The organism is Stenotrophomonas sp. LST15-1-1.1 (assembly GCF_040815575.1).
In the GTDB taxonomy this organism is placed as follows: domain Bacteria; phylum Pseudomonadota; class Gammaproteobacteria; order Xanthomonadales; family Xanthomonadaceae; genus Stenotrophomonas; species Stenotrophomonas lactitubi_B.
In genome coordinates this window covers 1,412,939-1,436,129 of sequence record NZ_JBFPNJ010000001.1, presented here as the reverse complement: position 1 = coordinate 1,436,129, position 23,191 = coordinate 1,412,939, and the positions used below count along the sequence as shown (strand labels likewise).

General features: G+C 66.4%; 19 protein-coding genes. 1 reads left to right on the top strand and 18 read right to left on the bottom strand.

Annotated elements, in window-relative coordinates; genetic code table 11:
• Positions 1-82: 82 nt before the first annotated feature.
• Positions 83-1,390 (bottom strand): polyhydroxyalkanoate depolymerase, encoded by a 1,308-nt coding sequence (locus MRBLST15_RS06655; RefSeq protein WP_367785506.1) that lies wholly within the window; start codon positions 1,388-1,390, stop codon positions 83-85.
• An 86-nt stretch (positions 1,391-1,476) separates the two neighbouring features.
• Positions 1,477-2,073: a class I SAM-dependent DNA methyltransferase gene (locus MRBLST15_RS06650; protein WP_367785505.1), complete on the bottom strand. Its 597-nt coding sequence runs from the start codon at positions 2,071-2,073 to the stop codon at positions 1,477-1,479.
• Between the two features lie 148 nt (positions 2,074-2,221).
• On the opposite strand from MRBLST15_RS06650, the gene MRBLST15_RS06645 reads away from it, so the two are divergent.
• Positions 2,222-2,677 (top strand): CopD family protein, encoded by a 456-nt coding sequence (locus MRBLST15_RS06645; protein WP_025877688.1) that lies wholly within the window; start codon positions 2,222-2,224, stop codon positions 2,675-2,677.
• Positions 2,678-2,929: 252 nt separating this feature from the next.
• Here MRBLST15_RS06645 and MRBLST15_RS06640 read toward each other — a convergent pair whose 3' ends face one another.
• The 16 genes from MRBLST15_RS06640 to MRBLST15_RS06565 form a co-directional block, all read right to left on the bottom strand.
• Complete coding sequence (locus MRBLST15_RS06640; RefSeq protein WP_025877686.1) at positions 2,930-3,889, bottom strand: acetyl-CoA carboxylase carboxyltransferase subunit alpha; 960 nt, start codon at positions 3,887-3,889, stop codon at positions 2,930-2,932.
• A gap of 129 nt (positions 3,890-4,018) precedes the next feature.
• Positions 4,019-4,882 (bottom strand): hypothetical protein, encoded by an 864-nt coding sequence (locus MRBLST15_RS06635; protein ID WP_367785504.1) that lies wholly within the window; start codon positions 4,880-4,882, stop codon positions 4,019-4,021.
• 59 nt (positions 4,883-4,941) lie between these two features.
• Positions 4,942-8,520: a DNA polymerase III subunit alpha gene (dnaE, locus tag MRBLST15_RS06630; protein WP_265951505.1), complete on the bottom strand. Its 3,579-nt coding sequence runs from the start codon at positions 8,518-8,520 to the stop codon at positions 4,942-4,944.
• Positions 8,521-8,758: 238 nt separating this feature from the next.
• The gene (locus tag MRBLST15_RS06625) at positions 8,759-9,418 is read right to left on the bottom strand and encodes a ribonuclease HII (RefSeq protein ID WP_265951506.1); all 660 of its coding nucleotides are present in this window, start codon (positions 9,416-9,418) and stop codon (positions 8,759-8,761) included.
• Positions 9,415-10,617, bottom strand: coding sequence for a lipid-A-disaccharide synthase (gene lpxB / locus MRBLST15_RS06620; RefSeq protein ID WP_240196373.1), 1,203 nt, complete (start codon positions 10,615-10,617; stop codon positions 9,415-9,417). Before lpxB ends, MRBLST15_RS06625 begins: the two co-directional genes overlap by 4 nt.
• Before the next feature lie 53 nt (positions 10,618-10,670).
• Positions 10,671-11,462 carry an acyl-ACP--UDP-N-acetylglucosamine O-acyltransferase gene (gene lpxA / locus MRBLST15_RS06615; protein WP_265951507.1) on the bottom strand — a complete coding sequence of 264 codons (792 nt, stop codon included), beginning with the start codon at positions 11,460-11,462 and terminating at the stop codon, positions 10,671-10,673.
• A gap of 19 nt (positions 11,463-11,481) precedes the next feature.
• Positions 11,482-11,937: a 3-hydroxyacyl-ACP dehydratase FabZ gene (gene fabZ, locus MRBLST15_RS06610; RefSeq protein WP_025877675.1), complete on the bottom strand. Its 456-nt coding sequence runs from the start codon at positions 11,935-11,937 to the stop codon at positions 11,482-11,484.
• A complete protein-coding gene (gene lpxD / locus MRBLST15_RS06605; protein WP_312705012.1) occupies positions 11,934-12,956 on the bottom strand; it encodes a UDP-3-O-(3-hydroxymyristoyl)glucosamine N-acyltransferase in 1,023 nt (340 codons plus the stop codon). The genes fabZ and lpxD overlap by 4 nt, the downstream gene beginning before the upstream one ends.
• Before the next feature lie 421 nt (positions 12,957-13,377).
• The gene (gene bamA, locus MRBLST15_RS06600) at positions 13,378-15,741 is read right to left on the bottom strand and encodes an outer membrane protein assembly factor BamA (RefSeq protein ID WP_265955230.1); all 2,364 of its coding nucleotides are present in this window, start codon (positions 15,739-15,741) and stop codon (positions 13,378-13,380) included.
• A 74-nt stretch (positions 15,742-15,815) separates the two neighbouring features.
• Positions 15,816-17,174: an RIP metalloprotease RseP gene (rseP, locus tag MRBLST15_RS06595; protein ID WP_180164160.1), complete on the bottom strand. Its 1,359-nt coding sequence runs from the start codon at positions 17,172-17,174 to the stop codon at positions 15,816-15,818.
• Positions 17,175-17,229: 55 nt separating this feature from the next.
• On the bottom strand, positions 17,230-18,420 hold the full coding sequence (locus MRBLST15_RS06590; RefSeq protein ID WP_367785503.1) for a 1-deoxy-D-xylulose-5-phosphate reductoisomerase: 1,191 nt from the start codon (positions 18,418-18,420) through the stop codon (positions 17,230-17,232).
• Positions 18,421-18,422: 2 nt separating this feature from the next.
• A complete protein-coding gene (locus MRBLST15_RS06585) occupies positions 18,423-19,259 on the bottom strand; it encodes a phosphatidate cytidylyltransferase (RefSeq protein ID WP_049465362.1) in 837 nt (278 codons plus the stop codon).
• Complete coding sequence (gene uppS, locus MRBLST15_RS06580) at positions 19,256-20,023, bottom strand: polyprenyl diphosphate synthase (protein ID WP_265955239.1); 768 nt, start codon at positions 20,021-20,023, stop codon at positions 19,256-19,258. The genes MRBLST15_RS06585 and uppS overlap by 4 nt, the downstream gene beginning before the upstream one ends.
• 5 nt (positions 20,024-20,028) lie before the next feature.
• Positions 20,029-20,583, bottom strand: a complete 555-nt coding sequence (gene frr / locus MRBLST15_RS06575; protein ID WP_265955240.1) for a ribosome recycling factor — start codon at positions 20,581-20,583, stop codon at positions 20,029-20,031.
• Positions 20,584-20,680: 97 nt separating this feature from the next.
• Complete coding sequence (gene pyrH / locus MRBLST15_RS06570; protein ID WP_025877663.1) at positions 20,681-21,409, bottom strand: UMP kinase; 729 nt, start codon at positions 21,407-21,409, stop codon at positions 20,681-20,683.
• 119 nt (positions 21,410-21,528) lie between these two features.
• Positions 21,529-23,067, bottom strand: a complete 1,539-nt coding sequence (locus tag MRBLST15_RS06565) for a sensor domain-containing diguanylate cyclase (protein ID WP_265955241.1) — start codon at positions 23,065-23,067, stop codon at positions 21,529-21,531.
• Positions 23,068-23,191 lie beyond the last annotated feature (124 nt).

Sequence of the window (23,191 nt, the reverse complement as noted above, 5' to 3'; positions counted from 1 at the left end):
AACAGGGCTCTGACCCCGCATCCCATCATGCTGGGGTCAGAGCCCTTTCCGTTGGAAAGGGCTCCGACCCCAAGGCGGGGGATTACCCCGCCTTGCGGCGCAGCGGGGTGACGTTGCTCTTCTTCTTCGTCGCCTTCGCTGCCGGGGCTTCGGCATGCGCGGCGAAGAAGTCACGCACCTTCGGGTAGACCACTTCGCGCCAGCGGCGGCCGCTGAAGATGCCGTAGTGGCCGGCACCATCGACGATGAAGTGTTCACGGCGTTCTGCCGGAATACCGCTGCACAGGGCCTGCGCCGCTTCGGTCTGGCCGAGGCCGGCGATATCGTCCAGTTCGCCTTCGATGCTCAGCAACGCGGTATCGCGGATCGCCGACGGATCGACCTTCTCGCCATTGACCACCCACTCGCCACGCGGCAGCAGGAAGTCCTGGAACACCACGGAAATGGTGTCCAGGTAGTACTTGGCCGGCATGTCCAGCACGGCGTTGTACTCGTCGTAGAAATTGCGATGCGCGTCGGCATCCTCCAGGTCGCCCTTCACCAGGTCGGTGTAGAAATCCCAGTGCGAACTGAAGTGGCGGCTGGGATTCATCGACAGGAAGCCGGCGTGCTGCAGGAAGCCGGGATACACGCGGCGACCGGCACCGGGATAGCTGGCCGGCACGGTGTGGATGACATTGTTCTCGAACCACGACAGCGGGTTCTGCGTGGCCAGATTGTTGACCGCGGTCGGGCTGCAGCGCGCATCGATCGGGCCGCCCATCATCACCAGCGTGCGCGGCGTCGGTTCACCGCGGCTGGCCATCAATGACACCGCGGCCAGCACCGGTACGGTCGGCTGGCAGACACTGACCACGTGCAGGCGCTCGACGCCGAGATGGCGGATGAACTCCTGGATGTAGGCGATGTAGTCGTCCAGCCCGAACTCGCCTTCGCTGCCGGGCACCATGCGCGCGTCGACCCAGTCGGTCACATACACGCGGTGGTCGCGCAGCAGCGTGCGCACGGTGTCGCGCAGCAGTGTGGCGTGATGGCCCGACAGCGGCGCCACCACCAGCACGAACGGCTGGTTGAGCATGGTATGCAGCTGGTCGGCTTCATTGCTGTGGCGCTTGAAGCGCAGCAGCTTGCAGAACGGCTTGTTGAGTTCCTCGTGCACCACGATCGGCACGCGCTCGCCCTCGACCTCGATTTCGTTGATGCCCCATTCGGGCTTCTCGTAATCCTTGCCGATGCGATGGAACAGCTCATTGACCGCCGCCAGGCGATCAGCGCCGGGCATCTGCGACCACCAGTGTCCCTGGTTGGCGAAGAACTTGGCGTTGGCCTGGGCCTGGTGCACCCAGGGGGCGAGCAGGTTGCGGGTCAGTTCGTGCAGTTGATAGAGCATGCCGACCGAATATGTATGGTCTTATGTTGCCGCGCAGCATAGCGCATCCGACTGTCCCGGACGTTAAGCAGACTCACAGGCCGTATTCAGCGGGTCGCCTGCTCCAGCGCGGCCGCTTCACCGGCCAGTGCTGGCCCCAGCCAGAGGTGGGAACCGACTGCCTGCAGGCCTTGCCGGGTCAGCTCGAGCCGGTACCAGCGGGCCGGTCGCGACTGGAAGCCGTCATGGTCGCCCTCGAATTCATCTTCAGCAGCGAAGGTCTCGAGGAAGGCCACGCCTGCGGTCAGCTCGGCGACGCCGGCCAGCCCCGCGCGCAGTTCGCGGTTGGGCACGTAGTGCATCACGTCCGAACAGACCAGCAGATCGACCGGGGCACAGGGCCGCAGCCAGGCGAAATCGCCGAAGCTGGCCAGGTGCAGGTTGCGGGTCCGGCCGTAGCGGCGCACAGCGTACTCGCTGCTGTCGAAACCGAGGTATTCGACCTTCGGACGCAGTTTCAGCAGCGGCGCGCGCCAAGCGCCTTCGCCGCAGCCGATGTCCAGCACGCTGCGGATCGGTCGTTCCAGGTAGTACTCGGCCGTGGCCACGGCGAGGGCGACCTTGCGTGCCAGGCGCGCGCTGCCACCGATGTCGGCGCGGCGGTACCAGCGCTGGAAGTAGGCGGCGTCGTAGGTCTTGTCCATGGCGGTCCGGTGCAGTCGTGAAATCGGCGCCTATCGTACGGTGTTGCAGCACACCATGCGTCGATGTGTCGCGGCGGGTGCGCGTGCGGTGGCCTCGTCACCGCATGCGAGAATGGCGGACATCCACGCCAGCCGCCGGAGCGAGCGCATGCAGAGCTACTACTGGGTCAAGACCTTCCACATCGTGTTCGTGGTGGCGTGGATGGCCACGGTGTTCTACCTGCCGCGCATCCTGGTGAACCTGTCCGAGACGGCGGGGCAGCCGGCGGTGGTCGAGCGCCTGCAGCTGATGGGCATGCGCCTGTACCGCTTCGGCCATTCGATGTTCGGCCTGGCGTTCGTGCTCGGCCTGGTGCTGTGGCTGGGCTACAAGGTGATTCCGGATTTCCCGACCATGGTCGCCCCGGGCGGTGCGGGCTGGCTGCATGCCAAGCTGGGCCTGGTGGTGGTGCTGTTGGCGTACTTCATCTGGATCGGGCGCCTGCTCAAGGGGGTGGCCAAGGGCAGGGCGCTGCCGTCCTCGCGCGCGCTGCGCTGGATCAACGAGATTCCGTTGCTGGCGTTCATTCCGATCGTGTGGCTGGTGTTGGCCAAGCCGTTCTGAGATCCCGCATCCCGCGCGTTCGAACATGTCACTTTCTTGCTCGTGCAAGAAAGTAACCAAAGAACACGCCGCCGAACGCGAGCCGGTGCTGCGCACCGGTTCCCTGCGCTTCTCGGTGAATCAGGGGGCGGCGCCGAACGTCAACAGCCGCAGCTACCCAGTAGATCCACGCCATGCGTGGATGCCGTCAGGGCGCAAACAAAAGAGCCGGGTGTCTGCCCGGCTCTTTGCGTATCCGACGTCAGGAAACGATCACGCCGCTTCGTACGTGCCGTAGCTGCGCAGGCGCTTGTAGCGCTGGTCCAGCAGCTCTTCGGTGGACAGCGCATCCAGCGCGTCCAGTTCGTTCAGCAGCACGGCCTTCAGGCGCTTGGCCATCTGCGTCGGGTTGCGGTGGGCGCCGCCGGTCGGCTCGCGCACGACCTTGTCGACCAGGCCCAGGCCCTTCAGGCGCGGCGCGGTCAGGCCCAGCTGCTCGGCAGCGTCCTTGGCCTTGCCGGCGTCCTTCCACAGGATCGAGGCGCAGCCTTCCGGGGTGATGGTCGAGTACACCGCGTATTCCAGCATCACGGTGCGGTCGCCCACGCCCAGCGCCAGCGCGCCGCCGGAGCCGCCTTCACCGATCACGGTGCAGATGATCGGCACCTTCAGTTCGGCCATCTCGATCAGGTTGCGCGCGATCGCTTCGGACTGGCCGCGCGACTCGGCATCGATGCCCGGCCAGGCGCCGGCGGTATCGATCAGGGTCAGCACCGGCAGGCCGAAGCGCTCGGCCATCTTCATCAGGCGCAGCGCCTTGCGGTAGCCCTCGGGCTTGGGCATGCCGAAGTTGCGCTTGATCTTTTCCTTGGTGTCGCGGCCCTTCTGGTGGCCGATGACCATCACCGAACGTCCGTTGATGCGGGCCAGGCCGCCCATGATCGCCTTGTCGTCAGCGAAGGCACGGTCGCCGGCCAGTTCCTGGAACTCATCGCAGATGATGCGGATGTAGTCGGCGGTGTACGGGCGCGACGGATGGCGGGCCAGCTGCAGCACCTGCCACGAGGTCAGGTTGCGGAAGATCTGTGCGGTACGCACGCGCAGCTTGTCCTGCAGCGCATGCACTTCGGCCTCGACATTGACCGCCGGCCCGGCACTGGCGTTGCGCAGTTCCTGGATCTTGGCTTCCAGGTCGGCGATGGGTTGCTCGAAGTCGAGGTAGTTCGGATTCATCGGAAGCCGTCGTGTAAAGAAGAGGGGAATTCTAGCCGAATGCGCAGGAACGGCCCGTACGCCTTCGTCTGGAAACCGACGGTAGCGCAGTGGGGGCCGGCGGCGCCAGTCGGGCCGCCGGCCGCCGGTTCAGGGCAGGACCAGCGCGCTGCGGGCCATTTCGGTGCTGCGGATCGTCACGAAGTCGTTGTAGGCCTGGTTGGCCGCCACCGGCAGCTTCGCGCCCAGCGTCATGGTGGCGTGGGTGAAGGCCATCTGCGCCTGGAAGTCCTCCTTGCGCAGGGCCTTCTGCTCGCTGGCCGTGGTGGCCTTCAGCCAGCGCGCATAGATGTCGCGCACGGGACCGGCATGGGCCTCGAAGGCCGGGTCCAGCGCAGGCAGCGCGGGCGCCGCTTCCAGCGTGTAGGCGGGCGCAACATAGCCGGCGGGCTGCTCGCGCTTGTAGGCCCCGGGCTCGCCCATGCCGGCCTCGACATAGGCGATGAAGTCCGGCGCGGTGAAGATCTTGGTGCTGATCCTGCCGCCGGTCGAGTCGACATGGGCGACCACCTGTTCGTCGGGGAACGGCTCGCGCACGCCGAAGTTCCAGGTCTTGTCGATGAACAGGCCGTGGTGCTTTTCGTACGGTCCCTTGAATTCGACCCCACCCAGCTCGATGCCCAGGCCGCTGACGCCGAAGTTCTTCAGCTTGTCCTCGCCGGTCACATAGATCTCGCGCGCAGTCACGTACTCGCTGAGGCTGGGATTGATCAGGCCGCCGCGGCCGTCGGCGTAGACGATGAAGCGCACCTCACCCAGGCGGTCGGTGTGTAGGTGATGCTCACCGGCAGCCAGGCTGATCGACCGCGATGCGTGCGCGGCCACCGGCAGGTCCTTGCCATCGATGCTGATCGCCAGCGGCGCATCGGTCGGGTTGTCGATCTCGAAATCGACCTTGGAGGAACAGCCGGCCAGCGCGAGCGCGGCCACCATCGGCAACAACAGGTTCTTCATTGCGGGCAATCGTCCTTGACGTATGCAGCGGGAAAACAACAACGGATTCGAGGCCAGCCTCAGCTGGCCCATGGCGGGCTGTAGCGCACCTTCAGCGTGCGTACGGCCGGCTCGGCGCGCAGCGCCTCCATCAGCTTGGAATCGACGCGCACCGCGCTCTGTCCGGAGACATCGAGCATGCCGGCGATGCCGCCATCGGGTCCCTTCAGCAGCAGGTCCAGGCGCAGGGGCGTGCGGCCGGGGCGATGGCGGTCGAGCAGGGCATCGATGCGCTCCCACACCGGCCGCTGCTGGCGCAGGTCCAGCCGCAGCGACAGGCGCGTGGCGTAGTTCGCACAGACCTCGTCGAAGTCCCAGCACTGGCGGATGCGCAACGCGAAGCCGCCATTGAATTCGTCTTCGCGCAGGCCGCCCTTGACCACCAGGATCCGGTCCTTGGTCATCAGGTGGCCGAACTCGGCCATGGCATCGGAGAATGCGCTGCATTCGACGCGGCCACGACCATCTTCCAGCTGGATGAAGATCTGGCTCTCGCCCTTGCGGCGCACGCCGACCACCTGGCCGGCAAGTACGGTCTGCACTTCCGGGCGCCAGCGCTTCTCGCCGCCGCCACTGTTGCTGTTGGCGCTCCAGATTTTCTCCACCGAGCCCAGATCGGTACCGACCAGATCTCGCACGTCATCGCGCCAGGGGTCGAACGGGTGGCCGCTGAGGTAGAAGCCCAGCGTGTCGCGCTCGCCGTTGAGGCGCTGCAGCAATGGCCACTCCTCGGCTTGCGGCAGGTCGAGCTGGATCGTCGTCGCGCCGGGATCCGGACCGCCGAACAGCGAGTTCTGGCCGGACGCACGCTCGCGCGCCATCTGCTCGGTGGCCTTGATCACTTCCGGCAACTGCAGCATCAGCGAGGCACGGTTGTGGCCCAGCTCATCCAGCGCGCCGCAGTTGATCATCGCTTCCAGCGTGCGCCGGTTGAGCTTGGCCGAACCGATGCGGGTGCAGAAATCGAGCAGATCGGTGTAGTCGCCGCCGCGCAGGCGTTCGTCCACAACGGCTTCGCAGGCCCCCTGGCCGACACCCTTGATCGCACCCAGGCCGTACTGGATGGTGTCCGGCGTGGCCGCTTCAAACATGAAGGCGGACTGGTTCACCTTCGGCGGCAGCACGGTCAGGCCGAGATTCCGCACCTCGTCCAGGAAGCCGACCACCTTTTCGGTGTTGTCCATGTCCGAAGACAGCGTCGCGGCCATGAACTCGGCCGGGTAATGGCGCTTGAGCCAGGCCGTCTGGTAACTCACCAGGGCGTAGGCGGCGGCGTGCGACTTGTTGAAGCCGTAGCCGGCGAACTTCTCCATCAGGTCGAAGATCGCATCGGCCTTGGCCTCGCCGACGCCGTCCTTGGCCGCACCTTCGCGGAAGATCTCGCGGTGCTTGGCCATTTCCGCCGGCACCTTCTTGCCCATCGCACGGCGCAGCAGATCGGCGCCGCCCAGCGAGTAGCCGCCGACGATCTGCGCCATCTGCATCACCTGCTCCTGGTACACCATGATGCCGTAGGTGTCGCGCAGGATGCGCTCGGTGCGCGGATCGGGATACTCCACGTCTTCGCGCCCGTGCTTGCGGTCGACGAAGGAGGGAATCAGGTCCATCGGGCCGGGGCGGTACAGCGACACCAGCGCGATCAGGTCTTCGAAACGGTCGGGCTTGGCGTCCTTCAGCAGGCGGCGCATGCCCGAGGATTCGAACTGGAACACCGCACCGGTATTGCCCGAAGCGAAGATGTCCTTGTAGGTGGGCGCATCGTCCAGCGGCAGCTGGGTGATGTCCACCGGCGGAATGCCGGCGCGCTCGTGGCGCTTGTTGATCGCCTTCACCGCCCAGTCGATGATCGTCAGCGTGCGCAGGCCGAGGAAGTCGAACTTCACCAGGCCGACTTCTTCAACGTCGTTCTTGTCGAACTGGGTGACCGGATTCTTGCCGCGGCCCTCTTCATCGTGTTCGGCGAACAGCGGGCAGAACTCGCTCAGCGGTTCGGGCGCGATCACCACGCCACCGGCGTGCTTGCCGGCGTTGCGGGTGAGGTCTTCCAGCTGCCGCGCCAGGTCGATCAGGTCGCGGACATCGTCCTCGCTCTGGTAGCGCTGGATCAGCTCGGGCGAGGCCATCTCGCTGTCCTTGCCCTCACCCATCGCGTCCTTCAGCGAGATGCCGAGGATGTTCGGGATCAGCTTGGCGACGCCGTCGACCAGGCCATAGGGGAAGCCGAGCACGCGGCCGGAGTCGCGCACCACCGCCTTGGCCGCCATGGTGCCGTAGGTGATGATCTGGCTGACCCGCTCACGGCCATACTTGCGCGCAACGTAGTCGATGACTTCGTCGCGGCGGTCCATGCAGAAGTCGATGTCGAAGTCGGGCATCGACACGCGTTCGGGGTTGAGGAAGCGCTCGAACAGCAGGTTGTACGGCAGCGGGTCCAGATCGGTGATCTGCAGCGCCCACGCCACCAGCGAGCCGGCACCGGAACCACGGCCCGGACCGATCGGGATGCCTTGCGCTTTACCCCACTGGATGAAGTCGGCCACGATCAGGAAGTAGCCGGGGAAGCCCATCTTGATGATGGTGTCCAGCTCGAACTCGAGGCGGTCGCTGTAGTCCTGCGCGGTCATGCCGGGCGCGATGGGATTCTTTTCCAGGCGTGCGGCCAGGCCCTTGCGCGATTCGCTGCGGATCCAGCTGTCCAGCGTTTCGTCGTCGGGCACCGGATAGTCGGGCAGGAAGTAGGTGCCCAGGCGCATCTCGATGTTGCAGCGCTCGGCCAGCGCCAGCGTGTTGTCGATTGCATCGGGGATGTCGGCAAACAGCGCGCACATCTCCTCGGCCGACTTCAGGTACTGCTGGTCGCTGTACTCGCGCGGGCGCTTGGGATCATCCAGCACGCGGCCGGTGGAGATGCACACGCGCGCTTCGTGCGCGCTGAAATCGGACGGCGACAGGAAGCGCACGTCGTTGCTGGCGACCACCGGCAGGCCGCGCTGGCCGGCGGCCATCAGCGCGAACTGGTTGAAGCTCTCTTCGCCGTCGCGACCGGTGCGGGTCAGCTCCAGGTGCAGGCCATCACCGAACACGCGCTGCCAGTCGGCCAGCTGCTGTTCGGCCAGGTCATGCTTGCCATCCAGGGCCAGGCGCCCGGCCAGGCTCTCACGTCCGGCCAGGGCGAACAGGCTGGCGTTGCCGGCCTTCAGCCAGTCCGGATGCACGGCCACGCCGCCCTCGGCGCGATGTCCTTCCATCCAGGCCCGGGTCAGCAGCCGCGACAGGCTCAGATAGCCCTCGCGGTCGCGGCACAGCAGGGTCATCCGCCACGGGTCCTGGCCTTCCTCGGCGATCATCACGTCGGCGCCGGCGATGGGCTTGATGCCCACGCCCTCGGCGGCCTTGTAGAACTTGACCAGGGCGAACAGGTTGTTGAGGTCGGTCACCGCCAGCGCAGGCAGGCCCAGTTCGACCGAGCGCGACAGCAGGTTGGCCTGCTTGGCCTTCTTCGGGTCAGCCTGGTCCGGCTTGGCCGGCACGCGGATGGTCGAGTCCGCCAGCGAGAACTCGGTGTGGACGTGGAGATGTACGAAGCGGGAGTTGGACATGCCGGACCAGGTTGGAGCGCGCAGGCCCCGGGTGCAGACGCGGGAATCGTCGCCGGGGTCGGGAAGCGCTGGAGTGCCCGGTCAGGGTAGCGAGGGCAGGGGGTTGCCACAAGGCTTGACAGGGGCACGGCGTGGCGCCGGATTCAGGCGTGCGGGAGGCAGTCTTCTGTAGAGCCGAGCCCATGCTCGGCTGCTGTGGACAGCCGAGCATGGGCTCGGCTCTACAACTCCAGCAGGCTCAGGCGGTGGCCGCGACAGCCGGCGCTTCCAGGCACTCGCGCACCGGGGCGAAGCTGCGCCGGTGCTCCGCGCACGGCCCGTGTTCACGCAGGGCAGCCAGATGTGCCGGGGTGCCGTAGCCCTTGTGCTGGTCGAAGCCGTACTGCGGGTGGCGTGCATGCAGGTCCAGCATGTAGCGGTCGCGCGAGACCTTGGCCAGGATCGAGGCCGCCATGATCGCGCGGTCGATGCCATCGCCGCCGACCAGCGCCTGCGCCGGCATCACCAACCCCTTGGGTACCACGTTGCCATCGATGCGGGCGAAGCCGGCCACATGGGCCACCGCCGCGACGACATCGCGCATGCCCTGCAGCGTGGCTTGATAGATGTTCAGGCGATCGATGGCCTCCACGTCCACCAGCACCACGTGCCAGGCCAGGGCGCGGTCGAGGATGCGGTCATGCAGCTGCTCGCGGCGGGCCGCGGTCAACTGCTTGGAATCATCCAGGCCGTTCAGTCGTGGCCGCTGCGGATCGAATACCACCGCTGCCACCGCGACGGGGCCAGCCAGCGGCCCCCGCCCGGCTTCGTCGACGCCGGCGATGCGGTGGCCGGGATCGATCACCGCTGCGCCATCGAACAGGGCCAGGCTGGCCGCGGCGGCATGGCGGCGGCTCATGCTTTTTCCTGGCCACGGACCAGCAGTTCGCCGACAGCATCGGCTGCACGCGCCGATGCGTTGCGACGCAGGCGTTCATGCAGGCGTGTATAGGTGCCCTGCAGGTCGGCGATCCGCTGCGGATGGTCAAACCACTGCTGGACGGCCGCAGCCAGTTTCTCCGGCGTGCAGTCGTGCTGCATCAGTTCCGGCGCCAGGTCCTGCCCGGCAAGGATGTTGGGCAGGGCGAAGCGGTCGACCTTGATCAACCCCAGCGCCTTCACCAGGCGGTAGGTCAGCTCGTTGACCCGGTAGCCGACGACCATCGGCCGCTTCACCAGCATCGCTTCCAGCGTCGCGGTACCGGAGGCCAGCACCACTACGTCGGCGGCGATCATCGCGTTGCGCGCCTGGCCGTCCAGTACATGCGAATAGGCCACCGGCAGTGCCGAGCGTGACAGCTGCTCTTCGATCAGGCGACGGCAGGCCGCGTTGGCCGCCGGGACCACCACGTGCAGGCCGGGAATGCGTTCGGACACCTGCCAGGCGGCCTCGAAGAAGGCTTCGCCGAGCTTGGAGATCTCGCCCAGGCGGCTGCCGGGAAGTACGGCCAGCACCTTGGCCGAGGCGGGCAGGCCAAGTTCGATCCGGGCCGCTTCACGGTCGACGTGCAGCGGGATGTCATCGGCCATCGGATGGCCGACGAAGCGCGCGTCGATGCCGTGCTTGGCGTAGATCGGTGGTTCCATCGGGAACAGGCACAGCACCAGGTCGGCGCTGCTGCCGATCTTCTCGGCGCGCTTCTCGCGCCATGCCCATACCGAAGGGCTGACGTAGTGCACGGTGCGCACGCCACGCTGTTTCAGCCAGCGTTCGATGCCCAGATTGAAGTCCGGAGCATCGATGCCGATGAACACATCCGGCTGCCACTCCAGCGCACGCTGGCGGAACGCCGAACGCAGCTTGAGCAGGCGCGGCAGATGGCGCAGCACTTCGGTCAGGCCCATCACCGCCAGTTCGCTGGCATCGTGCCAGGTCTGGCAACCGGCGCTGCGCATCGCATCGCCGCCGATGCCGGCGAATTCGGCATGTGGGAAGCGGGCCTTCAGTTCGCGTATCAGACCCGCACCGAGCAGGTCGCCGGAGGCTTCACCGGCGACCAGGGCGATCCGCAACGGACGATCGCTCAGCACCCGATGCGCAGGCACGCTGCCGGCCATCGAGGCCAGCGAAATCACGTCGGCGCCGGCCGGCGCCTGGCCGGTCGCGCTGCTCATCGCAGCAGGTGCCTCTCGGTGTGTTCGATGAAGTCCAGCATCGCCTTGACGTCGTCGCTGTCGCGCGCCTGCTCGGCCAGCTGCGCCTTGGCTTCGGCCAGCGGCAGGCCCGCCACGTACAGCGTGCGGTAGGCGCGCTTGATGGCGGTGATGCGCTCGGGGTCGAAGCCGCGGCGCTTCAGGCCCTCGCTGTTGATGCCGCGCGGGCGGCCCAGCGAATCGGTGCCGACCATGGTGAACGGGGGTACGTCGCCATTGGTCAGCGCGCCCATGCCGAGGAAGGCATGCGCACCGATGCGGCAGAACTGATGCGCGCCGGCGAAGCCGCTGATGATCACGTAGTCACCCACGGTCACGTGGCCGGCCAGCGTGGTGTTGTTGGAGAACACGCAGAAGTTGCCGACGTGGCAGTCGTGGGCCACGTGCGTGTAGGCCAGCATCCAGTTGTCATCGCCGATGGTGGTGATGCCGCCGCCGCCGCCGGTGCCACGGTTGAGGGTGACGAACTCGCGGAACACGTTGCGGTCGCCGATCACCAGTTCGGTGCGTTCACCGGCGTACTTCTTGTCCTGCGGCTCGCCGCCGACCGCGACGTGGCCGATGAAGCGGTTGTCACGGCCGATCCGGGTCGGGCCGTGGATGCTGCAGTGCGGACCGACCTGGGTGCCGGCACCGATCTCGACGTCCGGGCCGATGATCGTGAACGCGCCCACGCGGACATCGTCGGCCAGGCGCGCGGACGGATCGATCACGGCAGTGGGATGGATCAGGGGGGCGTTGTCGCTCATCTCGGGCCTCCAGCCAGGGTCATTCGCGGGTGCCGGCGCACAGCACCTCGGCACAGGCGACGACTTCGCCGTCGACCTTGGCCACGCAGTCGTACACGGCCATGTTGCGGATCACGCGCTTGATCTCCACGTGCATCTCCAGCACGTCGCCCGGCACCACCTGCTTGGTGAAGCGGGCCTTGTCGACCTTGACCATGTAGAACAGCTTGGACTGCGCATCACGGCCCAGCGTCAGCTGGGTCAGCACGCCACCGGCCTGGGCCATGGCTTCGATGATCAGCACGCCGGGCATGATCGGCTGGCCCGGGAAGTGGCCCTGGAAGAACGGCTCGTTGATGCTGACGTTCTTGGTCGCGACGATCGTGCGCTTCTCATAGTCGATCGACACCACCTTGTCCACCAGCAGGAACGGGTAGCGGTGCGGAAGCAGCGTCTGGATCTGCGCCATGTCCGGCAGGGTCTGGGTGTGGCTCATTCTTTCTCCTTGCTCACAGACAGGATGCGACGGGCCAGTGCATCGAGCTGCTTGAAGCGCGCGGCATTCTTGCGCCACGTGCGGTTGTCGGTCAGGGGCGTGCCGGAGGAATACTCGCCCGGCTCGGTGATGGAGTTGCGGACCACCGATTTGCCGGTGATCACGACCTTGTCGCAGATTTCAAGATGACCGACGACGCCAACGGCGCCGCCGAGCAGGCAGTAACGGCCGATCTTGGCGCTGCCGGCAATGCCGGTGCAGCCTGCGATGGCCGAGTGGGCGCCGATCTGCACGTTGTGCGCGATCTGCACCAGGTTGTCCAGGCGGACGTCTTCGGCCAGTACGGTGTCTTCCAGCGCGCCACGGTCAACACAGGTGTTGGCGCCGATCTCGCAGTCGTCGCCGATGCGCACGCCGCCAAGCTGCGGCACCTTGATCCATTTGCCAGCGTCCATGGCCAAGCCGAAGCCATCGGCGCCCAGGACGGCGCCGGGATGGATGCGCACGCGCTTGCCCAGCTTGACGCGGGTGACCAGGGTGACGCGGGCGATCAGTTCGCAGCCGCTGTCGAGGATGCAGTCTTCGCCGATGATGCTGCCGGCGCCGATGATGCAGTTCTCGCCGATGACGCTGCGTGCGCCGATGGTGACGAACGGGCCGACGTGCGCGCTGGCGGCGACCTGCGCCTGCGGATCGATCACCGCGCTGGGGTGGATGCCGGGCGGGCGGGTCGGGGCGATGTCGAACAGCGCGCCGATCTTGGCAAAGGTGGTGTAAGGGTCCTTGGCAACCAGCGCGGTGCCGGGAGCCGCGTCGGCATCCTCGGCGCGCAGCACCACGATGCCGGCCTGGCTGTCGGCCAGCTGGGCGCGGTAGCGCGGGTTGGCAAGGAAGGTCAGCTGGCCGGCACCGGCATGGGCGAGGGTGGCCACGCCATGGATGGCGGTGCTCGGGTCGCCATGGACCTGCAGGCCGAACTGATCGGCGAGTTGCTGGGCGGTGTAGGTAGGAGTATTCACGGCGGGAGTTTAACGTGTGACGCCATTGCGGTCATGCGGGAGCGAAAGCCGGCGCCCGGTCGATCCGTGGGGCGCTGGCGCAGGGGGCTGCCCAGGACACGCCGTAAACCCATCCCTGGGGGCTCGATGGCGCCATCCATGGCGCCAACGGTCCTGGTCAGCCCCCTGCGCCAGCGCCGGATAGTCTTCCGCGCGCGAGCGGATCCAACGTCCACAGTCCCCTGCAGCGCCGAGCCATACTCGGCTCACCGCGCGTCAGCGTGCGCTTCAATAACGAAAACGCCGGGCAATGCCCGGCGCTTCGTAACCCGTCTGGTGGAGAGCCCCCCTTCTGTTAAGGGGGCGCGCCAGCGGCGCGGGGGATAGGTGAAATGCGCGGGCAATTCACCGGAGGTGGATCAGTTCTGAGGAGCGTCGTTCCTCAGAACTGGCCACCGAACGTGAACTGCAGGCGTTCGATTTCGTCGCCGTCCTTCTTCTTCAGCGGGAACGCGTAGCTGATCGAGATCGGGCCGACCGGGGCGCGCCACAGCAGGGCCACACCGGTGGACACGCGCAGCTCGTTGGCCTTGAAGTTGTCGGTGCCGTTGTAGACGTTGCCGAAGTCCACGAAGGCCGACACACGGGCCGACGGGCTGTCGAACAGGCGCGGGAAGTAGGCTTCGACCGAACCGACGGTCTTCAGCGAACCACCCAGCGGCTGGCCGTTCGGGTAGCCGGTGGTGACTTCACGCGGGCCGAGGGTGTTGTCCTCGAAGCCGCGCACCGAGTTGGTACCACCGGCGTAGAAGTTCTCGTAGAACGGCAGGCCCGAGGCAGTCACCGAGCGCAGGTTGCCGTCCTTGTCCGGCACCATCGCGGTCTTGTCGTTACCGTAGCTGTCGCCGTAGCCGACTTCCGCGCGGGTGTTGATCACCAGCGACGGGATGATCGGCCAGTACTTGCTGATCTGGTAATTCAGCTTGTAGTACTCGACGGTGGAGCCGGGCAGGGTGGTTTCCAGGCCCACACGCTGGTAGGTACCACGGGTCGGCATGAAGTAGTCATTGCGCGAGTCGCGTGCCCAGCCCAGCTCGGTGCGCCAGGAGTGGAACGTGCGGCGCCCGATCACGTTGATGTAATCGATGATCGACTGCGGGGTCGAGCCCGGGTAGGTGGTGATCTGGTTGCTGTCGATGCCGAACATCAGCGAGACGGTATCGGTCTCGGTGATCGGCACGCCGAACACCACCTGCGCCGAACCGTTGGTGCTGTTGTACTGCGCGGTGTTGAAGTCGGAGTAGTCCAGTTCGCGCCAGGACAGGTTGTAGCCCAGCGAGACGCCGTCATCGGTGAAGTACGGGTTGGTGTAGCTGAAGCCGTAGCGCTGCAGGTAGCTGCTGCGCGAGGCTTCGACCGACACGCGGTTGCCGCCGCCCAGGAAGTTGTTCTGCGACAGCTGCACCGAAGTGGTCATGCCGTAGGACTGCGAATAGCCCAGGCCGAACACGAAGCTGCCCGAGGTGGTTTCCTTGACGTTGTAGACGACGTCGACCTGGTCGTTGCTGCCGCTGACGGCCGGGGTTTCCACTTCGACGCCTTCGAAGTAGCCCAGGCGCTGCAGGCGGATCTTGGAACGGTCGATCGCGGCCTGCGAGTACCAGCTGTTCTCGAACTGGCGCATTTCGCGACGCATCACCTCGTCGGACGTGCGGGTATTGCCCTTGAAGATGATGCGGCGGACGGTCACGCGCGGGCCGGGTACGACCTGCATGTTGACCGCCACGGTCTGCTCGGCGCGGTTGGTGGTCGGAATCGGATTCACCTTGGCGAAGGCGTAACCGATGTTGGACAGCGAGTTGGTGATCGAGTCGGAGCTGAATTCCAGCAGCGCACGCGAGAACGTGTCGCCGGGCTTCTGCACGACCATGCGCTCGACGTCTTCCTGCGGCAGGATCGTATCGCCACTGACCTTGATCTCGGAGATCTTGTACTGGTCACCTTCGGTCACGCCGGCGGTGATGAACATGTCGCGCTTGTCGGGGCTGATCGACACCTGGGTCGAGTCGATGCTGAAGTCGACATAGCCGCGGTCCAGGTACCAGGAGTTGAGCTTCTCCAGGTCGCCGGACAGCTTTTCCTTGGAGTACTGGTCGTCACGGCGGTACCACGACGCCCAGTTGTGCTCCTTGGACTCCCAGTATTCCAGGATGTCCTTGCTCTCGAACTTCTCGGTGCCGACGATGTTGACGTGGCGGATCTTGGCGGCCTTGCCTTCCTTGATCGCGATGGCGATGTCGACACGGTTGCGGTCCAGCGGGCTCACCGTCGGGGTGATGTCGACGGTGTATTTGCCACGATCGTTGTACTGGCGGCGAAGTTCCTGGGTCACGCGGTCCAGGCTCAGGCGATCGAAGGTGCCGCCTTCGGTCAGGCCGATGTCGGACAGGCCCTTGAGCAGCTGGTCGGACTTGATGTCCTTGTTGCCGGTGACGGTCAGCTTGTTGATCGCCGGACGTTCCTTGACGGTCACCACCAGGATGCTGCCCTGGCGATCCAGCTGCACGTCTTCGAAGAAGCCGGTCTTGTACAGGGCGCGGATGGTCTCGCCGACCTTGCTGTCGGTGACGGTCTCGCCACGCTCGACCGGCAGGTAGGTGAACACCGTACCGGAGCTGATGCGCTGCAGGCCGTCGACGCGGATGTCGCTGACAGTGAAGGGCTCGGCTGCCTGGGCCAGGGCGGGAGCGCCGGTGACGGCGGCGAGGGCGAGGGCCAGCAGGCGGCGATTGGGGAGTCGCGTCATGTCACGTCCGGTAGGAAGGTCGATTTCATTGGTAAGGGATGCCGACGCTGTAGACGGCAAAAACATGGAAAAGTTCATCGCGGGACCAGGCCGAGGATGTCGTTGTAGAACGCCAATCCCATCAGCCCGGCCAGCAACGCCAGGCCGATGTATTGGCCGGCGGCGACGGCACGCTCGCTCAGCGGGCTGCCCTTGACCAACTCGATAAGGTAATACAGCAGGTGGCCGCCGTCCAAGATGGGGATCGGCAGCAGGTTGATGATGCACAGGCTCAGCGACAGCAGGGCGAGGAACTGGATGAACCAGTCCACGCCGCGTTTTGCCGAAATATTGGCGACCCGGGCAATGGTGACCGGGCCGGAAACGTTCTGCAGCGAGGCTTTGCCGGTAACGATCCGGCCCATCATGGCCAGTGAATCGGCGGCCATCCTGCCGGTTTCACGCACCGCCACCGTCACCGACTGCAGCGGGCCGAACTTGAGCAGGGTGTCGTAGGCAGGGCTGTAGCTCTGGGCAAAGCCGGCGCCGATCTGCCAGGTGGGTTGGCCCTTGCCGTCCTTGCCCTCGCGCGGGGTGATCTCCAGCGCCAGGCGCTCGCCGCCACGCAGCACCTCGATCATCGCCGGGCCACCGCGGCGGCCGAGGCTGCCCACTTCGCTGATGGCCTGCTCGACGCTGTCGATGCGCTGGCCGTCGATCGCCACGATCAGATCGCCGGTCTGCAGGTGACCTTCCGCCGCCGAACCCTTCACGATGTTGTCCACCAGCGGCGGCTGCAGCCACGCACGCCAGTACACGCCGGCCAGGATCGGAACCCGGCGTTCATCGAAACCGGCCGGAAGCTGCGACAGCGGCAGGGTGCGCGAGCGCAGCTGGTCTGCAGGGTCCAGAACTTCAAGGGTCACATCGCGACGGTCCATCGCCGCCGCGGTCAGGGCCATGCTGGCCTCACCCAGGGTGATCACATCACGGCCGTCCACGCTCAGCAGGCGGTCACCACTGCCGAGCCCGGCCGTGGCGGCCATGCCCGTAGCGCGGCCCACGGTTGCGGAATAGTCCTGCTTGCCGATCACGAACATCGCCCACAGCAGCAGGATGCACAGCAGCAGGTTGGCGATCGGGCCGGCGGCGACAATGGCGATGCGCTGCCATACGGTCTTGTGGTTGAAGGCCTGGCCGCGCTCGTGCGGATGGACCTCGACTTCGCGTTCGTCGAGGAATTTCACATAGCCGCCCAGCGGAATGGCGGCGATGGCGAACTCGGTGCCATGGCGGTCGCGGCGCGACCACAGCGGACGGCCGAAGCCGACCGAGAAGCGCAGTACCTTGACCCCGCACAGGCGCCCGACCCAGTAATGCCCGAATTCGTGGAAGGTGACCAGCAGCCCAAGGCTCACGATCATCCACCAGACCGATCCGATGAAGTCAGTCATGCAGGTTCACATTGGCGGACACGGGCGGCGGCGTCATACGGGATGGGTGCGCTGTTCAGGTGGCGGCGATGGCGTTCAGGGTCAGCTGGCGGGCCCGCTGGTCGGCGGACAACAGAACCTCAAGTGTATCGGCTGGTTCGGTCGGCAGTGTTGAAAGAGCGTTAGCAACCAGCGTCGGAATGGTCAGGAAGCCTATGCGGCCCTGAAGAAACGCTGAAACAGCCTCTTCGTTGGCGGCATTCAACACGGCCGGGGCGGTGCCGCCGGCGCGCATCGCCTGCCACGCCAAGGCCAGGCAGGGGAAGGCGTCGGTGTCAGGGGCTTCGAAATCCAGCCGGCCCTGGGTCAGCAGATCCAGCCCGGACACGCCCGATTCGATCCGCTGCGGCCAGCCCAGGCCCACGGCCAGGGTGGTGCGCATGTCCGGCAGGCCCATCTGCGCCAGCGTGGAGCCGTCGACGAACTCGACCAGCGAATGCACCAGGCTCTGCGGGTGTACCAGCACCTCGATGCGCTCGCCGGGGATGCCGAACAGATGGTGGGCCTCGATCACTTCCAGGCCCTTGTTCATCAACGTCGCCGAATCAACCGAGATCTTCGGCCCCATCGACCACTTCGGGTGCGCCACGGCCTGCGCCGGGGTGACCTGTTCCAGCTCGGCGCGGCTGCGCCCGCGGAACGGTCCACCCGAGGCGGTCAGCAGGATGCGGCGCACGCCGGCACCGTCGAGGCTGGCATCACGTGAACGCAGGCACTGGAAGATCGCACTGTGCTCGCTGTCGATCGGGATGATCTCTGCGCCGGCGCGTTCGGCGGTACGGGTCAGCAGCTCGCCGGCCAGTACCAGCGACTCCTTGTTGGCCAGCAGGATGCGTTTGCCGGCCGCGGCGGCGGCCAGGGTCGAGGACAGGCCGGCGGCGCCCACGATCGCGGCAACCACGGTGTCGCAGGCGTCGCTGGCCGCCAGCTGGTCCAGCGCGGCATGGCCGGCATGGGCCTGGGTGGCCAGGCCGGCATCGCGAAGGCCGTCGCGCAGTTCGGCATACAGGGTTTCATCGGCGATCACCGCGTGCGCGGGCTGGTACTGCCGGCACAGGGCCAGCAGCGCCTGTACCTGGCGGCCGGCGGCGAGCACGGTGGCTTGGTAACGCCGCGGGTGACGGGCGATCACGTCAAGCGTGGAGGCACCAATCGAGCCGGTGGCGCCGAACACGGCGACCCGGCGAAGGTCTGCAGCAGCATCCATGGTCAGAACCCGAAGATTTCCTTGCCCAGTGCGAACACCGGGATGGCCGCCAGCACGCCGTCGACGCGGTCGAGCACGCCGCCGTGGCCGGGGATCAGGTGGCCTGAATCCTTGGCGCCGGCATGGCGCTTGATCAGGCTTTCGAACAGATCGCCCAGCACCGAGGCGAATACGGCTACCACCGAGGTGATCAGCAGGCCCGGCAGGTGTGCGGCATCGATGCCGGCCAGCCAGCCGAGGCCGACGGCTACCGCGACACCGGCGATCAGTCCACCGACGAGGCCTTCCCAGGTCTTGTTCGGGCTGATCCGCGGTGCCAGCTTGTGCTTGCCGAAGTGACGGCCAGCGAAGTAGGCGCCTGAATCGGCGGCCCAGACCAGCGCCAGCGCGGCCAGCAGCCACAGGTGGCCCTGATGGCCCGGCGGGTCGCCGCCGGCATGGATCAGTACCAGTGCAGCCCACGCCGGCACGATCGCCAGGGTGCCGGCCAGCAGCTTGAGGATGCGCGCCGGACTGCCGGGCTGCGCACCGAAGTTGAAGAAGCGCAGCCACACCAGCGCGCCCAGCCACCAGGCCACGCCCACCAGGGTCGCGATCTGGAACAGCACCAGCGTGCCGGCATCGGCCCATACCAGCAGCACCATCAGCACCAGGTTCAGAACCAGCAGCACGGTACGGGCGAGGGTGTCTTCGACGTCGGCCAGCTTCAGCCATTCCCACAGGCCGATCAGCAGCACGGCAGCGGCGGCGGCGGCCAGCCATTGCGTGGGCAGCAACAGGATCGCAGCAATGGCGACCGGCGCCATGATCAGCGCGGCGAGGACTCGGGTCTTGGTCATGGGCTGGACGTCTCGGTGGCCAAGGCGGCGATCTGGGCGCTGGTCAGGCCGAAGCGGCGCTCACGGCTGGCGTAGGCATCCAGCGCCAGCTGCAGCTGCGCGGCGTCGAAATCCGGCCACAGTGCTTCGGTGAACCACAGCTCGGTATACGCCAGCTGCCACAGCAGGAAATTGCTGATGCGGGTATCGCCGCCGGTGCGGATGAACAGGTCCGGTGGCGGCAGGTCGGCCAGAGCCACCTGTCGCCCCAGCAGGGATTCGTCGATCTGCTCGGGAAGCAGGCGGCCGGCGGCCACTTCAACGGCCAGTGCGCGTGCGGCACGGGCGATGTCCTGACGGCCACCGTAACTGGCGGCGATCGACAGGGTCAGGGTGCTGTTGTCGGCGGTGCGCTGTTCGGCCAGCTGCATGCGGCTGACCAGGGCAGCACCGAAGCGCTCGCGTTCGCCGATGAAGCGCACGCGCACGCCGCGCCGATGCAGCTCGTCCACTTCGCGGTCGAGCGCGCCGAGGAACAGCTTCATCAACGCGTCGACTTCGTCCTGCGGGCGGCCCCAGTTCTCGCTGGAGAACGCGAACAGGGTCAGCGCCGGAATGCCCAGTTCCAGGCAGCGCTCGATGGTGCGGTTGACCGCACGCGCGCCGGCACGATGGCCGATCACGCGCGGGCGACGGCGCTGCTGTGCCCAACGCCCGTTGCCATCCATGATGATGGCGACGTGGCGCGGCAGGGCGGCCGGCAGGGGAGGCGGGACTGAAGGCATCGACTTCAGACCGACATCAGTTCCTTTTCCTTGTCGGCGACGACTTTATCGACATCCTTGATGTTGGCGTCGGTCAACTTCTGGATATCGTCTTCGCCGCGCTTCTTGTCGTCTTCGCTGATCGCCTTGTCCTTCAGCAGCTTGGCGATTTCCTTGTTCGCGTCCTGACGGATGTTGCGGATGGCGATCTTGGCGCCTTCGCCTTCCTTCTGTACCTGCTTGGCCAGTTCCTTGCGGCGCTCTTCGGTGGGCGGCGGCAGGTTGACGCGGATCGAGGTGCCGATGGTGTTCGGGGTCAGCTCGATGTTGTACAGGCCCTTCTCGATCTCCTTGATCATGCTCTTGTCGAAGGGCGTGACCAGCAGGGAGTGGGCGTCGGCGTTGGAGACGGACGCGACCTGGTTCAGCGGCGTGCTGGCGTTGCCGTAAGCATTGACCGTGACGCGGTCCAGCAGGGCCGGCGTTGCGCGACCGGTGCGGATCGAGGTGAGGGTGTGCTTAAGAGCGTCGATGCTCTTGGCCATGCGCGTCTGCGCGTTGTTCTTGATGTCGTTGAGCATCGCCAGGGTCCTGGATGTAACTGGAATCGGGCGATTATAGGCGAATACGGGACGCCGCCGGGCCTGAATCGGCCCGGAGGTCGCCTTGCGCTCAGCCTCAGGCCGGGTCGCGGCCCTGGACGAGGGTGCCGATGTTCTCGCCGTGCAGGATCTTCAGCAGTTCACCCGGCTGGCCCATGTCGAACACGCGCATCGGCAGGTCGCTGTCGCGGGCCAGGGCGAAGGCGGCGGTATCCATCACTTCCAGGCCACGGCGGATCACTTCGTCGTAGCTCAGGCTGTCGAAGCGGACGGCGTCGCTGTACTTGTTTGGATCCTTGTCGTAGACGCCATCGACCTTGGTGGCCTTCAGCAGCAGGTCGGCGCCGATCTCGATCGCGCGCAGGGCGGCGCCCGAGTCGGTGGTGAAGAATGGGCTGCCGACGCCGGCGGCGAAGATCACCAGGCGGCCCTTTTCCAGGTGGCGGATGGCGCGGCGGCGGATGTAGTCCTCGCACACGTCGTTGATCTTGATCGCGCTCATCACGCGGGCCTTGGCGCCCACTTTTTCCAGCGCATCCTGCATGGCCAGCGCGTTGATGACCGTGGCCAGCATGCCCATCTGATCGCCGGTGACGCGATCCATGCCGCCAGCGGCCAGGCCTGCACCGCGGAAGATGTTGCCGCCACCGATGACCAGGGCGACTTCGGCGCCGGCCTGCTGGGCCTCGACGACTTCACGGGCCAGGCGGTTGATGATCTTGGGGTCGATGCCGTAGTCCTCATCTCCCATCAGCGCCTCCCCGGAAAGTTTCAACAGGATGCGGCGATAGGCGAGCTTGGACATAGGGACCTCGGGTGCGTGGAAATCGCGGGCGATTCTACGCGCAAGCGGCGCGCGGCCAAAGCGTTTTGTGCACTGCGGCGCAAAATACCGGTGTGCCCCGTACATCCGGGGCGCACCATTCAGCCAAGCTCGGCGCCCGCGGTGGCAGACAGTTCATCATGCCCCAGTTCGCCGGGAGAGCGGGCGATGACCCGGTTGCGGCCCAGGTTCTTGGAGCGGTAGAGCACATCATCGGCGGCGCGCAGCAGGTCCTGCACACCGGCAAAACGCTCGTAGCCGCCCTGGGTGGCGACGCCGGCCGAGAAGGTGATGAACAGCGGGCCGCCTTCCAGTTCCGCCATCGGGGTGGCGACAATATTGGCCAGCACCCGGCGGATCACGTCCAAAGCCACCGATTCGCTGGTGTTGGGCAGCAGGGCGACGAACTCCTCGCCGCCGAAGCGGGCCACGGTGTCGCTGTTGCGCAGCTGCCCCTGCAGCTTGCCGGCAAAGGCGCGCAGCACCTCGTCGCCGGTCAGGTGGCCGTGCGCATCGTTGATCTTCTTGAAATCGTCCAGGTCGATGAAGGCCACCGACAACGGCCAGCCGTGGCGGCCGGCACGCAGGAATTCCTGTTCCAGCACGGCTTCGAGCTGGCGGCGGTTGAGAACCCCGGTCAAGGCATCGCGATGGGCCTGGTCGGCCAGGCGCTTGGCACGGGCCTCGAATTCATCGGCGCGTCGGCGGGCCTGGTCGGCGTCCTGCAGTTCGCGCAGGTTGCGCAGGGTGGCCAGTTCCTGGGCGTGGTCGATCAGCTCGCGCACGCGGGCTGGCGAATTCAGGCCGTTCTCGAACAGGCTGGCGATGTCCGGCAGCGCTTCGCTGATCCGGGCCAGGACCTGGTCGAAGCGTGCACTGTCCAACTCCAGCCGGTCGTGGACCTGCTGCAGGGCGCGCTCACGGGCGGCATCGGCGTCTTCATCCAGCCAGATGTCGGCAACGGCGCCAGACAGCTGTACGCAGGCCTGGAACGGATTCTCGGCGGTGCCTTCGTCTTCGCTGTGGCGGATGCTGTCCACCAGGTAGCGTGGCAGGCCCCACTCCTCGGCTACCCATGCACCAACGTCGGCGTGGCTGCAGCCGAGTTCCTGGCGCTCGCGCGCGATCAGGTCGGGGTTGTCACGGGCTTCGCGCAGCAGCGGCAGGTAGCGTTCGGATTCGGCCTGGGCCAGGCACAGCACGCCCATGTCCTGCAGCAGCCCGGCCAGCATCAGCTCCTCCAGCCGGCGCAGGCCGCGGGCCTGGCCGAGCTGGCTGGCCGCCAGCGCGCTGAGGATGCTGCGCTTCCAGGCACGTTGGCGCAGGTCGTGGTCGGCGCCGCCGTTGCCGGTCAGGCCCTGGGTGACGGTGAAACCCAGGGCGAGGCTGATCGTAGCGTTCAGCCCAAGCATGGTCAGCGCCTGGCCGAGGTTCTCGATCCGGCGCCGGCTGGCATACAGCGGTGAATTGGCGATACGCAGCATGCGTGCACTCAACGCCATGTCGATGGCGATGATGTCCGCAGCGGTTGCGATGTCCGCTTCCGGGTCCTGGGCCAGTTCGATGATGCGCAGGGCAATACCGGGCGGCGAGGGGAGGTTGCGGCAAAGCGCCAGGGCAGCTGTCAGCTCGGGAGGCATGTCGGGTCGTTCAATTCCATTAGGACAAGAATACCTAGGAATGCATCACAGTCCGCGACTTTCGTTCCTGTTATGTGACTGCAGGTTCCCTGTGCCGAGTATCGGCTTGATTCGCACGCAACGC

Excerpts from the sequence above, each read along its gene's own strand:
- MRBLST15_RS06565 (WP_265955241.1), bottom strand. The coding sequence starts at position 23,067 with ATGCCTCCCGAGCTGACAGCTGCCCTGGCGCTTTGCCGCAACCTCCCC.
- MRBLST15_RS06590 (WP_367785503.1), bottom strand. The coding sequence starts at position 18,420 with ATGGATGCTGCTGCAGACCTTCGCCGGGTCGCCGTGTTCGGCGCCACC.
- bamA (WP_265955230.1), bottom strand. The coding sequence starts at position 15,741 with ATGACGCGACTCCCCAATCGCCGCCTGCTGGCCCTCGCCCTCGCCGCC.
- lpxB (WP_240196373.1), bottom strand. The coding sequence starts at position 10,617 with ATGGCCGGCAGCGTGCCTGCGCATCGGGTGCTGAGCGATCGTCCGTTG.
- MRBLST15_RS06645 (WP_025877688.1), top strand. The coding sequence starts at position 2,222 with ATGCAGAGCTACTACTGGGTCAAGACCTTCCACATCGTGTTCGTGGTG.
- MRBLST15_RS06655 (WP_367785506.1), bottom strand. The coding sequence starts at position 1,390 with ATGCTCTATCAACTGCACGAACTGACCCGCAACCTGCTCGCCCCCTGG.
- MRBLST15_RS06625 (WP_265951506.1), bottom strand. The coding sequence starts at position 9,418 with ATGAGCCGCCGCCATGCCGCCGCGGCCAGCCTGGCCCTGTTCGATGGC.
- rseP (WP_180164160.1), bottom strand. The coding sequence starts at position 17,174 with ATGACTGACTTCATCGGATCGGTCTGGTGGATGATCGTGAGCCTTGGG.
- MRBLST15_RS06640 (WP_025877686.1), bottom strand. The coding sequence starts at position 3,889 with ATGAATCCGAACTACCTCGACTTCGAGCAACCCATCGCCGACCTGGAA.
- pyrH (WP_025877663.1), bottom strand. The coding sequence starts at position 21,409 with ATGTCCAAGCTCGCCTATCGCCGCATCCTGTTGAAACTTTCCGGGGAG.
- MRBLST15_RS06650 (WP_367785505.1), bottom strand. The coding sequence starts at position 2,073 with ATGGACAAGACCTACGACGCCGCCTACTTCCAGCGCTGGTACCGCCGC.
- MRBLST15_RS06635 (WP_367785504.1), bottom strand. The coding sequence starts at position 4,882 with ATGAAGAACCTGTTGTTGCCGATGGTGGCCGCGCTCGCGCTGGCCGGC.
- lpxA (WP_265951507.1), bottom strand. The coding sequence starts at position 11,462 with ATGAGCGACAACGCCCCCCTGATCCATCCCACTGCCGTGATCGATCCG.
- frr (WP_265955240.1), bottom strand. The coding sequence starts at position 20,583 with ATGCTCAACGACATCAAGAACAACGCGCAGACGCGCATGGCCAAGAGC.
- MRBLST15_RS06585 (WP_049465362.1), bottom strand. The coding sequence starts at position 19,259 with ATGACCAAGACCCGAGTCCTCGCCGCGCTGATCATGGCGCCGGTCGCC.
- fabZ (WP_025877675.1), bottom strand. The coding sequence starts at position 11,937 with ATGAGCCACACCCAGACCCTGCCGGACATGGCGCAGATCCAGACGCTG.
- uppS (WP_265955239.1), bottom strand. The coding sequence starts at position 20,023 with ATGCCTTCAGTCCCGCCTCCCCTGCCGGCCGCCCTGCCGCGCCACGTC.
- dnaE (WP_265951505.1), bottom strand. The coding sequence starts at position 8,520 with ATGTCCAACTCCCGCTTCGTACATCTCCACGTCCACACCGAGTTCTCG.